The sequence below is a fragment of the Planomonospora algeriensis genome (assembly GCF_977012225.1).
Genome location: NZ_CDRNDK010000166.1, coordinates 1 through 12576 on the forward strand (window position 1 = coordinate 1; position 12576 = coordinate 12576).

Annotated in this window: 13 protein-coding genes and 1 pseudogene; 4 read left to right on the forward strand and 10 right to left on the reverse strand. The window is 71.2% G+C overall.

Annotated features, from left to right (window positions below):
- The 3 genes from ACWJ6R_RS18270 to ACWJ6R_RS18280 all read right to left on the reverse strand — a co-directional run.
- The coding region (locus tag ACWJ6R_RS18270) for a helix-turn-helix domain-containing protein (RefSeq protein WP_449063376.1) at positions 1 to 456 on the reverse strand (456 nt) is incomplete at its 3' end.
- Between the two features lie 320 nt (positions 457 to 776).
- On the reverse strand, positions 777 to 2417 hold the full coding sequence (locus ACWJ6R_RS18275; RefSeq protein WP_449063377.1) for a DNA translocase FtsK: 1641 nt from the start codon (positions 2415 to 2417) through the stop codon (positions 777 to 779).
- The gene (locus ACWJ6R_RS18280; RefSeq protein ID WP_449063378.1) at positions 2414 to 3346 is read right to left on the reverse strand and encodes a DNA translocase FtsK 4TM domain-containing protein; all 933 of its coding nucleotides are present in this window, start codon (positions 3344 to 3346) and stop codon (positions 2414 to 2416) included. Before ACWJ6R_RS18280 ends, ACWJ6R_RS18275 begins: the two co-directional genes overlap by 4 nt.
- Positions 3347 to 3609: 263 nt before the next feature.
- Here ACWJ6R_RS18280 and ACWJ6R_RS18285 point away from each other — a divergent pair, with 263 nt between their 5' ends.
- Both ACWJ6R_RS18285 and ACWJ6R_RS18290 read left to right on the forward strand, forming a co-directional pair.
- Positions 3610 to 4149, forward strand: a complete 540-nt coding sequence (locus ACWJ6R_RS18285; RefSeq protein ID WP_449063379.1) for a sodium:solute symporter family transporter — start codon at positions 3610 to 3612, stop codon at positions 4147 to 4149.
- The gene (locus ACWJ6R_RS18290) at positions 4143 to 5105 is read left to right on the forward strand and encodes a sodium:solute symporter family transporter (protein WP_449063380.1); all 963 of its coding nucleotides are present in this window, start codon (positions 4143 to 4145) and stop codon (positions 5103 to 5105) included. The genes ACWJ6R_RS18285 and ACWJ6R_RS18290 overlap by 7 nt, the downstream gene beginning before the upstream one ends.
- Before the next feature lie 133 nt (positions 5106 to 5238).
- Here ACWJ6R_RS18290 and ACWJ6R_RS18295 read toward each other — a convergent pair whose 3' ends face one another.
- Positions 5239 to 5424 (reverse strand): tautomerase family protein, encoded by a 186-nt coding sequence (locus tag ACWJ6R_RS18295; protein ID WP_068897108.1) that lies wholly within the window; start codon positions 5422 to 5424, stop codon positions 5239 to 5241.
- A gap of 146 nt (positions 5425 to 5570) precedes the next feature.
- Between ACWJ6R_RS18295 and ACWJ6R_RS18300 the strand changes: the two genes are divergently transcribed.
- Positions 5571 to 5909: a PadR family transcriptional regulator gene (locus ACWJ6R_RS18300; protein ID WP_449063381.1), complete on the forward strand. Its 339-nt coding sequence runs from the start codon at positions 5571 to 5573 to the stop codon at positions 5907 to 5909.
- The gene (locus ACWJ6R_RS18305; RefSeq protein WP_449063382.1) at positions 5906 to 6805 is read left to right on the forward strand and encodes an HAAS signaling domain-containing protein; all 900 of its coding nucleotides are present in this window, start codon (positions 5906 to 5908) and stop codon (positions 6803 to 6805) included. The genes ACWJ6R_RS18300 and ACWJ6R_RS18305 overlap by 4 nt, the downstream gene beginning before the upstream one ends.
- Positions 6806 to 6867: 62 nt before the next feature.
- On the opposite strand, the gene ACWJ6R_RS18310 is transcribed toward ACWJ6R_RS18305, so the two are convergent.
- The 6 genes and pseudogenes from ACWJ6R_RS18310 to ACWJ6R_RS18335 form a co-directional block, all read right to left on the reverse strand.
- Positions 6868 to 7632 (reverse strand): IclR family transcriptional regulator, encoded by a 765-nt coding sequence (locus tag ACWJ6R_RS18310; RefSeq protein WP_449063383.1) that lies wholly within the window; start codon positions 7630 to 7632, stop codon positions 6868 to 6870.
- A 16-nt stretch (positions 7633 to 7648) separates the two neighbouring features.
- Complete coding sequence (locus ACWJ6R_RS18315) at positions 7649 to 8404, reverse strand: SDR family oxidoreductase (protein ID WP_449063384.1); 756 nt, start codon at positions 8402 to 8404, stop codon at positions 7649 to 7651.
- On the reverse strand, positions 8404 to 9207 hold the full coding sequence (gene kduI, locus ACWJ6R_RS18320; RefSeq protein ID WP_449063385.1) for a 5-dehydro-4-deoxy-D-glucuronate isomerase: 804 nt from the start codon (positions 9205 to 9207) through the stop codon (positions 8404 to 8406). Before kduI ends, ACWJ6R_RS18315 begins: the two co-directional genes overlap by 1 nt.
- Positions 9208 to 9354: 147 nt before the next feature.
- Positions 9355 to 11040: a ribonuclease J gene (locus ACWJ6R_RS18325; RefSeq protein ID WP_449063386.1), complete on the reverse strand. Its 1686-nt coding sequence runs from the start codon at positions 11038 to 11040 to the stop codon at positions 9355 to 9357.
- 167 nt (positions 11041 to 11207) lie between these two features.
- Positions 11208 to 12121: pseudogene (dapA, locus tag ACWJ6R_RS18330) on the reverse strand (4-hydroxy-tetrahydrodipicolinate synthase).
- A 50-nt stretch (positions 12122 to 12171) separates the two neighbouring features.
- Positions 12172 to 12576: discoidin domain-containing protein (locus tag ACWJ6R_RS18335; RefSeq protein WP_449063387.1), on the reverse strand; the 405-nt coding region annotated here is incomplete at its 5' end.

Below are 12576 nucleotides of genomic sequence, written 5' to 3' on the forward strand. Positions count from 1 at the left end.
GGAGGCACCGGGGGGCGGCGGGAGGGTGGGCAGCGAGGGCGCCGCCACCGGCCGGGGGTCCGTCGGGGTGTCCCCGGCCCCGCCCATCGTCCGCACCACGCCGAACACGACCACGACGGCCAGCGCGACGGCCATGGCCAGCGTCCAGTTGGGCGAGCGACGCTCGCGGATCTTGATGGGCCGGTCCGCCTGGAACACGCTGGCCGCGCGCACCGGCAGCGGCACGCCGCCGTGCAGCTCGTCGAACTCGTGGACCAGGGCCTCGGCATCCAGTCCCAGGATCCTGGCGAGGTTGCGGACGTGGCCGCGCGCGTAGAAGTCGCCTCCGCACAGCGAGAAGTCGTCACGCTCGATGGCGTGGATCAGCGTCGCGCGGATGCAGGCGCGCGCGCTCAGCTGCTCGACGGTGAGGCCGGCGGACTGGCGGGCCTGGGCGAGCGTCTCCCCGATGCTCATGGCGACACCCCGTTCCCCGCTCCGGAGCACGCCTCCGCGCCGGTGTCCGCAGTCGTGCTCCGCCCTGCGGCTCCCTCGTTCCCCTCGTTCACTGGTACACGCTCCCCCGCTCTTGACGTTGAGTAGCGAGTCCCATTCAAGCAGTGATGAGAAGAGTGTCACACAGGGGGGTCCTTGTCCGCTCCATGCCCACGCGAGCCGCCCCGGTCACCGGGGCGCCGCCCGCGGGGGGCACGTCAGCCGGACGGCGGGACCGGCGCGGCGCCGCCGGCCCCCGGCCCGCAGATCACCAGCCCTGCAGACTCACCGGCCCCACGGACTCACCGGCCCCGCAGGTCGGCCAGGAGCCCGGGCAGCTCGTCCGGCTTGACCATGACCTCCCGCGCCTTCGACCCCTCGCTCGGACCGACGACGTTCCGGCTCTCCAGCAGGTCCATCAGGCGGCCCGCCTTGGCGAAGCCCACCCGCAGCTTGCGCTGGAGCATGGAGGTCGAGCCGAACTGGGTGGTCACGATCAGCTCGGCCGCCTGCACCAGCAGGTCGAGGTCGTCGCCGATGTCCTCGTCGATCTCCTTCTTCACGGTGGCGGCGGCCAGCACGTCGGGGCGGTACTCGGCCTGCATCTGGGTCTTGCAGTGCGTGACGACCTCGGCGATCTCCTTCTCGGAGACGAAGGCGTTCTGCAGCCGCATGGGCTTGCTCGCGCCCATCGGCAGGAAGAGCGCGTCGCCCTGGCCGACCAGCTTCTCCGCACCGGGCTGGTCGAGGATGACCCGGCTGTCGGCGAGGGAGGAGGTGGCGAAGGCCAGCCGGGAGGGCACGTTGGCCTTGATCAGACCGGTGACGACGTCGACCGAGGGGCGCTGGGTGGCGATGACCAGGTGGATGCCGGCCGCGCGGGCGAGCTGGGTGATGCGCACGATGGAGTCCTCGACGTCGCGAGGGGCGACCATCATCAGGTCGGCGAGCTCGTCGACGATCACCAGCAGGTAGGGGTAGGGCTGGTAGACCCGCTCGCTGCCGGGCGGCGGCACGAGCTTGCCCGCGCGCACCGCCTTGTTGAAGTCGTCCACGTGTCGGAACCCGCTGGCGGCCAGGTCGTCGTAGCGGCGGTCCATCTCGCCCACCACCCACTCCAGGGCCTCGGCGGCCTTCTTGGGGTTGGTGATGATCGGCGTGATGAGGTGCGGGATGCCCTCGTAGACGCTCAGCTCCACCCGCTTGGGGTCGACCAGGACCATCCGGACCTCGTCGGGGGTGGCGCGCATCAGGATCGAGGAGATCAGGCCGTTGACGCAGACCGACTTGCCCGCGCCGGTGGCGCCCGCGATGAGCAGGTGCGGCATCTTGGCCAGGTTGGCCACGATGGTGCGGCCCTCGACGTCCTTGCCGAGGCCGACGATCATCGGGTGGTGGTCGGCCTGGGCCACCTGGGAGCGCAGGATGTCGCCGAGCGAGACGAGGTCCTTGTCGGTGTTCGGGATCTCGACGCCGATCGCGGACTTGCCGGGGATCGGCGACAGGATCCGGACGTCGGCCGACTTGACCGCGTAGGCGATGTTCTTGGTGAGCGCGGTGACCTTCTCGACCTTGACCGCCGGGCCGAGCTCGATCTCATAGCGGGTCACCGTCGGGCCCCGGGTGAAGCCGATCACCTGGGCGTCGATCCCGAACTGGTCCAGCACGCTGGTCAGCGCGTCGACCACGACGGTGTTGGCCTTGGTCTGCGGCTTGGGCGCGGTGCCCGGGCGCAGGAGCTGCGCGTCGGGCAGGGTGTACGGCCCGGCCTGCGGGGAGAGCACCAGCTGCTCCACCTTGCGCGGCGCCGGGGTCGGGGCGGGCGGCTCCAGCAGCGCGGTCACCGGGGTGCCGGGGTCCGCCGTTCCCTCGTCGTCGTCCACCAGCCCGGGCACGATCTCCGGGGAGTGCCCGGCGAGCCTGTCCGGCGTCTCGGCGATCACCGGCGTGTCGTACGGCTTGACACCATCGCGCAGTTCGGCGGAGCCCGGCTCCCCGCCGTCCGTCTTGCGCCCCTGCCGCCTCCCGGCGGGCCGCTTCGCCGTCGTCCGGGGCGCCTGGCCGCGCGGGCGGCCTGGGCGGCCTCCCGGTTGAAGAGCATGTGCCTGATCTCGCCCAGCCGCTCGGGGACGCGGTGCACCGGGGTCGCGGTGATCACCAGGACGCCGAAGCCGGACAGGATCAGCAGCAGCGGAATCGTGATGAACGCGGGCAGGATGCTCGCGGGGGGCGCCGAGATGACGAACCCGATCATGCCACCGGCGGCCGACACCTTGTCCATGCCGTCGGCGGGCCCGCCCGAGGGGTACGGCGTGCCATGCGCGACGTGCACGATGCCGAGCACCCCGGTGATGAGGGCGGACCACCCGATCATCATCCGCCCGGTGTCGGGGCTCTGGTCCGGGTGGCGCAGGATCCGCCAGGCCAGGAGTGCCAGCATGACGGGGATCACCCAGGTCAGCGAGCCGAAGACGCCGCGCATGACGGCGTCGACCACCTCGGTGACCGCGCCCGTGGGGGTCCGCCACGTCATGGCGGCCAACACGATCGCCCCGGCGAACACCGTGAGCCCGAGGCCGTCGCGGCGGTGCACCGGGTCAAGTTCCCGCGCGTTCTGCCCCAGGGCGCGCGCCGCGCCGCCGACGGCGCCCGCGAGCAGCATCCAGATCCCCACGAGCAGCTTGGCGATCATGGTGAGGAGCCAGCCGAGCGGGTCGGACTGGGAGGGGGCCGGGCGGCGCGCCGCGGCGGCCTTCGGGCGGGCGGCGGGCCGTCTGGCGGAGGCCGTACGGGCAGGGGTGGGCCTCGACCGGCTGGAGGCTCCCTTGGCCGGAGTTTTGCCTGAGGCGCCTTTGGACGTACGGGTGGCCATGCTAGGGAGGTTAACGATCGCGCGGGCGGATCGCGCGGAGACTCGCCGCAACCGGACGAGACGGGCGCCCGTTCCCCGCGCCACGGCTGCTTCCCCATGGTCAGAAGCGCCGCGTCGGCCTCGCAGCGCGAACTCCTCCCACCCGCTGTAGCGACCGCATAACGGAATGACCCTCAAAGGAAAGCGCATTCCGTCCTATGTATTGACATGACGTTCCATGTAGTAGAACCTCCTCACCAAACAGGACGTTGGGAGGAGAGACCATGTCCGCACTCGACTGGTCCGTGCTGGGCGCGTACTTCCTTGTGATGGTCGCCATCGGCGTGTGGTCCAAGAGCCGGATCAGGAATGTGATCGACTTCTTCACCGCGGGAGGCCGGATCCCCTGGTGGCTGTCCGGCATCTCCCACCACATGTCGGGCTACAGCGCGATCATGTTCGTGGCCTTCGCGGCGGTCGCCTACAACTACGGCCTGGCCATGTACGTCTGGTGGGCGCTGACCATCGGCCTCGGCGTCGGCATCGGCGCCTTCGTCTGGGCGGCCCGGTGGAACCGGCTGCGCTCCAAGCACGGGGTGGCCTCCCCGCTGGAGTACCTCGCCCGCCGCTACAACCTTCCCACCCAGCAGGTGCTCGCCTACAGCGGCGCGCTGCTGAAGGTGGTGGACATCGCCGCCAAGTGGGTGGCGATCGCGGTGCTGCTCAAGGGCTTCGCCGGCATCCCCATCCTCTGGGGCATCCTGATCACCGGGGCCGTCACGCTGGTCTACATCACCGCCGGCGTCTCTGGGCGGACGTGCTGACCGACTTCGGGCAGTTCGTCATCCAGGGCGTCGCGGGCATCGCCATGTTCGTCGCGATCATGTCCCACCTGGACGGCGTCGCGACGCTCTGGACCATGTGGGACAAGCTCCCCGAGGGCCACGGCGACCCGTTCGCCGGGCCGTACACCACGACGTTCTTCCTGGCCATGCTGTTCATCAAGACCTTCGAGTACAACGGCGGCATGTGGAACCTCGCCCAGCGCTACATGGCCTCGCCCTCGGGCTCGGCGGCCAAGCGCTCGGCGCTGCTGTCCAGCGTGCTCTGGCTGGTCTGGCCGCTGATCCTGTTCGTCCCGATGTTCGCCGCCCCGCTGATCGTGCCGGGCCTGGCCAACGCCGAGGAGGCCTACGTCAAGCTGGCGCAGACCCTGCTGCCGCAGGGTCTGATCGGGCTGGTGCTGGCGGGCTTCTTCTCGCACACCATGGCCATGGTCGCCTCCGACGCCAACGTGATCTCCTCGGTCATCACCCGGGACATCGCCCCGGTGATCGTCCGGCGGGTGCGCGAGCTGTCCGCGCACGCCGAGCTCACCTTCGCCCGGGTGACCACGTTCGTCTTCGTGCTGATCAGCATGGTGATCGCGATCTCCACCGAGGGCCAGGGCGTCGTCCTGAAGATCGTCGTCGACCTGGTCGCGGCCACCATGGGCCCGATCTCGATCCCGCTGATGCTGGGCATGCTGCCCTGGTTCAAGCGGAGCGGGCCGACCGCCGCGATCGTCTCATGGGCCGCCGGGCTGGGCGTCTGGGCCTACGTCAAGTGGATCCTCGAGTCCAAGGACACCGCGATGGTGGTCGGCGTCCCGCTGGTGACCTCGCTGGTCCTCTACGTGGCGATCGGGCTGCTGAAGCCGGAGGGCACCCCGGAGCGGGACGCGCTCGTCGATTCGCTCGACACCGACCCGGAACCCGAGCGGGCCGCCGCGGGCGCCTGAGCGCGCGGCGGGAGGCGCCTTCGGCAGCCTCCTGAGCCCGCAGCCTCCTGAGCCCGCGGGAGACGCCCGACCACACGGAGGAGGGGGCCGGACATCCGTCCGGCCCCCTCCTCGCGCGTCCGCTCCCCCGCGGCTACTTGTCGGACTCCAGGACGCCGCCGTTGGCCACGTCGGACTTCTCGATCTCCGTGAAGAGGATGCGCACCGCCTCGCGGCGGGCCTTGAGGACGTCCACCGCGGCCTCGGTCACCGCCGCCGCGAACTCGCGGCGCTGGTCGAGGGTCCGTCCGGAGAGCAGTTCGACGGTGATGTTGGGCATGTCGGCCTCCACGTTGCATGACATAAGACTTAGTCCCGCTACATGAAACAATATGCCATTTCGGCCGATACGGAAAGCGCTTGCCTATAGGTGGCACCCGAGGTGAGCCGTCGACAGCATTGTGTGCCACACACTATGGTGTCGTCATGGCCTCTGAAGACCTGGTCCAGAGTCAGGCGCAGGAGCTGCGCCGCGGCACGGTCGTGCTGGCCTGCCTGACGCTGCTCGAGCAGCCGCAGTACGGCTACGCCCTGCTGGAGACGCTGAACGGCGCCGGGATCGCCGTCGACGGCAACACCCTCTATCCGCTGCTGCGCCGGCTGGAGAAGCAGGGACTGCTCACCAGCGAGTGGAACACCGAGGAGTCCCGGCCGCGGAAGTTCTACCGGGTCAACGCAGAGGGTTCCCGCGTGGGCGCGCTGCTGGCGCGCGAATGGGAGGACCTCGTCACCACGGTCCGACGACTTATCGAGGAGAATCGTTGAGCACGCTCACCGAACGTTACGTGCAGGAGGTCGTCCGGCGGATCCCGGGCGACCAGCGCGGCGAAGTGGCCGACGAGCTGCGCGCCACGATCGCCGACACGGTAGAGGCACGCGACACCCCGCAGGCCGAGCGCGACGTGCTCACCGAGATGGGTGATCCGATCAGGCTCGCCGCCCGCTACGCCGACCGGCCGCTCACGCTGATCGGGCCCGAGCTCTACCCGGCGTACATGCGGCTGATGACGATCCTGCTCTCCACGGTGCTGCCGCTGACCGTCGCCGTCGCCGTGGTGCTGGACGTCCTCGATCACAACGACGCCGGTTCGGCGATCGGGGCGGGCGTCGGCACACTGTTCGCCGTCGGCGCCCAGCTCGTCACCTGGCCGACCGTGGTCTTCGCGCTGGTCGAGCGCTCGCGCCGGAGCGCCGCGCTCGCCGCCCCGTGGACGCCCGACGACCTGCCGCCGTCCGGCGGGCCGTCAGGCGGGGGGACACTGGGGGCCTGCGCCTCCGCGGCTTGGAACGCGCTGCTGGTGGCACTGATCGTCTGGCAGCACACCGCGAGGCCGTACGGCACGGACGGCGGTGAGCGCGTGGAGGTGCTCCTGTGGTCGGGCTGGATGTGGCCGGTCGTGGCCGGCCTGGCGGGAATGGCGCTGCTCGAGCTGGCGCGGATCGCCGCAGGAGGCTGGAGCCTGCGGCTGGCCACCGCGTACGCCGTCGCCGGCGCGGTCTTCGCGCTCCCGCTGGCGTGGATCCTGTACCGGCACGAGTTCTTCGGCTCGGCCTTCCTCACCGACGTGACGGTGGCCCCGGCCTTCTACACCGTCACCGCGCTCGGCGTGCTCGCGGTGACCGCGGGCGACGTGTTCAGGCGGTTCCGCCGGGCCGCATGAGGCCCTCGGGGCGTCCTCGCGCCCTCTGCGCCCGTCTCGCCACCGATCGCGCCGGCCCGGGATCAGCCGCGGACGGCGGAGAGCGGGGCGCCGAGCGCGAGCGAGACCTCCCGCGCGGCGGCGACGACCTCAGGGGCCAGCCTCTCGAGGCCCTCGCGGTCCATGTCCATCGCGAGCGCGGAGATGGAGATGCCGCCCAGCACCTGGCCGGTGTGGTCGAAGACCGGGGCGCCCACGCAGAGGATCTCCGGGTGGTTCTCCTCGTCGTCCAGCGCGTACCCCTGGGAGCGCACCACGGCGAGGTGGGCCAGCAGGTCGTCCACCTCGGTCAGCGTGCCGGGGGTCATCCGGGGCAGGCCGGTCCGGGCGCAGATCGCGCGGACCTCGTCCGCGGGAAGCCAGGCCAGGACGGCCTTGCCGATGGCGGTGCAGTGCAGGCGCAGGCTCATCCCGACGCGCGAGGGCATCTGGTACGGCCGGCGGCCCTCCAGCTTGGAGACGTAGACCGCCTCGTCGCCGCTGCGGACGGCGAAGTGCGTGGTGTAACCGATCCGCTCGTGCAGCGCGCTCAGCGCGCCGGAGGCCTGGCGGGCCGGGTCGAACCGGTTCATGACCCGGCCGGCCAGGGTGAGGATGCGGGGGCCGGGCTCGTAACCGCCGTTCCCGTCCGTCCGGGCGAACCCCCACTCGACCAGCGACTGGAGGATGCGGTGGACGGTCGACTTCGACACCCCCGTCTCCGCGGCGATGTCGGTGACGCGGTGGTGCTCGGCGATCGCCTCCAGCACCGTCAGCGCCTTGTCGATGGAACTGCCTTCCCTGGCCACGTGGTGATCCTACTGGTCAGCGCGCCAACCAGCCCCCGTCGACCGCCAGCACGTGCCCGTTGACGTAGTCGGAGGCCCGGGAGGCCAGGAAGACGGCCGCTCCGGCGAGGTCCTCCGGCTCGCCCCAGCGGCCCGCGGGGATGCGCCCGGAGATCTCGGCCTCGCGCACCGGGTCCGCCCGGAGCCGCTCGGTGTTGGCGGTCGCGATGTAGCCCGGCGCGATCGCGTTGACCTGCACCCCCTTCGGCGCCCACTCGCACGCCAGCGCCCGGGTGAGCCCGGCGACCCCGTGCTTGGCCGCGGTGTAGCCGGGCACGTTGACGCCGCCCTGGAAGGAGAGCATGGAGGCGATCATGATGATCTTCCCCGAGCCCCGGGCCAGCATGCCCGCCCCGATCGCCTGGCTGAGCAGGAAGACGGCGTCGAGGTTGACGTCGAGCACCTCGCGGAAGGCCGCGTAGGGGTGATCGGCCGCGGGCGCCCGGCGGATGATCCCGGCGTTGTTGACGAGCACGTCGACCGGGCCCAGCCGCGCCGCCGCCTCGGGGATCCGCGCGGGGTCCGACAGGTCGAGGATCCACCGGGAGGCCTGCCTGCCCGTCTTTCGCACCTCGGCCTCGACCTCGTCGAGGTCGTCGTCGCGGCCGTGCAGCACCAGGTCGGCCCCGGCGTCCGCCAGGGCCAGCGCCACCGCCCGGCCGATGCCGGTCCGGGCCCCGGTGACGAGCGCGGTCCGGCCCGCCAGCGAGAACATCCCCTCCTGCGCCGCCATCAGCGCAGCTCGCCGATCGCGACCGGCTCCACGTCGTCGTAGGCCTGGTTCTCCCCACCCATGGCCCAGACGAAGGAGTAGGCGTGCGTGCCGAAGCCGCAGTGCACCGACCAGGGCGGCGAGACGACCGCCTGCCGGTCGGCGACCACCAGGTTGCGGGTCTCGTCGGGGCGGCCCATCAGGTGGATCACCCGCTGGCCGGCCGGGAGGCCGAAGTAGAAGTAGACCTCGGTCCTGCGCTCGTGGGTGTGGCAGGGCATGGTGTTCCACATGCTGCCGGGCTCCAGCACGGTCACGCCGAGCACCAGCTGGCAGCTCTGCACCCCCTTGGCGTGGACGTGCTTGTAGATGGTGCGGTCGTTGGAGCCCTCCGGTCCGCCCAGCCGTACGGGCTCGGCGTCGGCCAGGGTGCTCAGCGCCGTCGGGTGGTCGGCGTGCGCCGCGGTGGAGACGAGGTAGAAGGCCCCGTCGAAGGCCACCTCGCGGCTCCCCCGGCCGACGTAGAGGCACTCCTTCGGCCCCAGCTCGTACGGCGTGCCGTCCACGGTCACCGTGCCCGGCCCGTCCCCGACGTTGACCGCGCCCAGTTCCCGGCGTTCCAGGAAGTGCCCGGCGCGCAGCGGCTCCGGGTTCGGCAGGGCCGCCCGCCCCAGTGCTCCGCCCACCACGATCCGGTCCTCGTGCGAGTAGACCAGGCGGACCTCCCCGGGAGCGAACAGGTCCTCCACCAGGAACCGGGAGCGCAGCCAGTCGGTGGTGGAGCCCGGGATCTGGTCGGGCGCCGTGGCGTGCCGTACCTCCATCGACCCTCCTTGTTCTGTTACATGAAATTAAAATTCGCTATATGGAACACCTTGAGCATACAACGACGCCGCCTCCCGGTACATCGACCGGGAGGCGGCGTCGTCAGGAAGGGCGCCGCCGGGGACGGCGGGGCCGCTGCGGGCCGGTCAGACCTCGACGATCACCGGAATGATCATCGGGCGGCGGCGGTAGGTGTTGCTCACCCAGCTCCCCACGGTCCTGCGGACCACGCGGCGGATCTGCTGGATGTCGACCACCCCGTCGGCGGCGTTCTCCTGCAGTGCCTTCTCCACCTGCGGCAGGACCTCGTCGAACCGGTCGGGGTCGATGCCGGAGCCGCGGGCGTGGATCTCCGGGCCCGCGGTCACCTTGCCGGTGTTGGAGTCGACCACGATGACGACCGAGATGAAGCCCTCCTCGCCCAGGATCCGCCGGTCCTTGAGAGCGAACTCGGTGACGTCGCCCACCGAGGTGCCGTCCACGTAGACGTAGCCGGCCTGGACCGCGCCGACGATCCGCGCGCGCCCGTCGACCAGGTCCACCACCACGCCGTCCTCGGCGATCACGATGTGGTCGTCGGGCACCCCGGTCAGCGCGGCGAGCTTGGCGTGCGCCCGCAGGTGCCGCCACTCGCCGTGCACCGGCATGAAGTTGGACGGCCGGGTCAGGTTGAGCACGTACAGCAGCTCGCCCGCGGCGGCGTGGCCGGAGACGTGCACCTTGGCGTTGCCCTTGTGCACCACCCGGGCGCCCCAGCGGGTCAGCCCGTTGATCACCCTGGTGACCGCGGTCTCGTTGCCGGGCACCAGCGACGAGGCCAACAGCACGGTGTCGCCCTCGGCGACCCGGATCGGGTGGTCGCGGTTGGCCATGCGCGACAGCGCCGCCATCGGCTCGCCCTGGGAACCGGTGCAGATCAGCACCACCTCCTCCGGTGGCCAGCCCTCGATCTCCTTGGAGTCGACGACCAGCCCCGGCGGGATCCGCAGGTAGCCCAGGTCGCGCGCCACGCCCATGTTGCGCACCATGGAGCGGCCGATGAGGGCGACCTTGCGGCCGTGCCGCTCGGCGGCGTCGATGACCTGCTGCACGCGGTGGATGTGGGAGGCGAAGCTCGCCACGATCACCCGCTTGGACGAGGTGCGGACCACCTCGTCGATGACCGGGCCGATCTCCCGCTCGCTGGTGACGAAGCCCGGCACCTCGGCGTTGGTGGAGTCCGACATCAGCAGGTCGACGCCCTCGCGGCCGAGCCGGGCGAAGCCGCCCAGGTCGGTCAGGCGCCCGTCGCTGGGCAGCTGGTCCATCCGGAAGTCGCCGGTGTGCAGGACGATGCCCGCGGGCGTGCGGACCGCCACCGCCAGCGCGTCCGGGATCGAGTGGTTGACCGCGAAGAACTCGCAGTCGAACGGCCCGAACGCGCGCCGCTGCTCCTCGGCCACCTCGACCTTGACCGGCTGGATCCGGTGCTCGGTCAGCTTGGCCTCGAGCAGCGCCAGCGTCAGCTTCGAACCGACCACCGGGATGTTCCGGCGCTCGCGCAGGAGGTACGGCACGGCGCCGATGTGGTCCTCGTGGCCGTGCGTGAGGATGACCGCCTCGATGTCGTCCAGGCGGTCCCGGATGTAGTCGAAGTCGGGCAGGATCAGGTCGATGCCCGGCTGCTCGGCCTCGGGGAAGAGCACCCCGCAGTCGACGACCAGCAGGCGCCCTTCGAACTCGAACACCGCCATGTTGCGGCCGATCTCACCGAGACCGCCCAGCGCCACGATGCGCAGCGCGCCATCGGGCAGCGGCGGCGGCGGCCCGAGTTCGGGATGGGGGTGACTCATCCGGCCACACCTCTCTCACATGCGTCGTGCAGCCCGCGGGCCGTCGGGACCGCTCCCTCGCCGAACGCTCCGGACCCCTGCGGACCTTGGTGTCTTCTCTGCTTCAAACCGGTTTTCCTCCAAGCTGCGACCGCTTCCGATCGCGACGTTCCTTCTCACACCACATCTCAGTCGGACAGCTTCACGCCGCCCGCGACCAGTTCCGCGCGCAGGTTCGCCACCTGCTGCCCGGTGGCCTCCACCAGGGGCGGGCGCACGGGACCCGCGGGCGCCCCACCAGCACCAGCGCCGCCTTGGCCATGATCGCTCCACCGGCCTGCATCATGATCCCCGAGACCACCGGGAGCAGCCTGCGGTGGATCTCCAGCGCGCCCGCCGCGTCACCGGCGCGGTGCAGCCGCATCATCTCGGCGATCTCGGCGCCCACGACGTGTCCCACCACGCTCACGCACCCGGCGGCCCCGACGGAGAGCCACGGCAGGTTCAGCGTGTCGTCACCCGAGTAGAAGACCAGATCGGTGAAGGCCATGACCTGCGAACCGGTGAACAGGTCCGCCTTGGCGTCCTTCACCGCGACGATGCGCTCGTGCTGGGCCAGCCTGACCAGGGTCTCGATCTGGATCGGCACGCCGCTGCGGCCGGGGATGTCGTAGAGCATCACCGGCAGGCCGGTGGCGTCCGCCACCGCCGTGAAGTGCCGGTAGAGCCCCTCCTGCGGCGGCTTGCTGTAGTACGGCGTCACCACGAGCAGGCCGTGGGCCCCCGCGCGCTCGGCGGCGCGGGCCAGCCCGACGCTGTGGCGGGTGTCGTTGGTGCCCGCCCCGGCCACCACGGCGGCGCGGTCCCCGACCGCCTCCAGTACGGCGCGCAGCAGGCGCTCCTTCTCCTCGTCGGTGGTGGTCGGGGACTCGCCCGTCGTGCCACTCACCACGAGCCCGTCGTTGCGCTGCTCGTCCACCAGGTAGGTGGCCAGTCGCTGCGCCCCCTCGTAGTCGACCGCGCCGTCGTCGGTGAACGGCGTGACCATGGCGGTCAGCATGCGGCCAAAGGGGGCGTCGGAGGTTGTCGTCGGCGCTGCCATAGACCGAACGGTACCCGGATCCGGAGAAGCGGTGGACCCCGCCACCCCTCTCACCCCCCGTACACCGCCAGGTCCTTGAGCGAATATCCCCATTTGGTGCCCCGTTTCATACCGTATACACGGATGTACCGAGCGGTGGCGGACAGGCCCTTCAGGTCGTCCACGTCCCCGTTCCCATCGGCGACCTCGCGGATCCTCGTCCACGAGACACCGTCGGCGGAGCCCTCGATCCGGTAGCGGGAGCCGTACGCCCGCTCCCAGCGGAGCACCACCCGGGTGATGTCGCGCGGCGAGCCGAGGTCGACCCTGATCCACTGCGGGTCGGTCTTCAGGGCCGAGGCCCAGCGGGTCTTCGGGTCGCCGTCGACGGCCTTCTCCGGGCCGAGACCGCCCGCCTCCACACCCGAGGCGGTCACCGGGCGGCCCCGCGCCAGGTCGGCGGCGGCCGGGCGGTC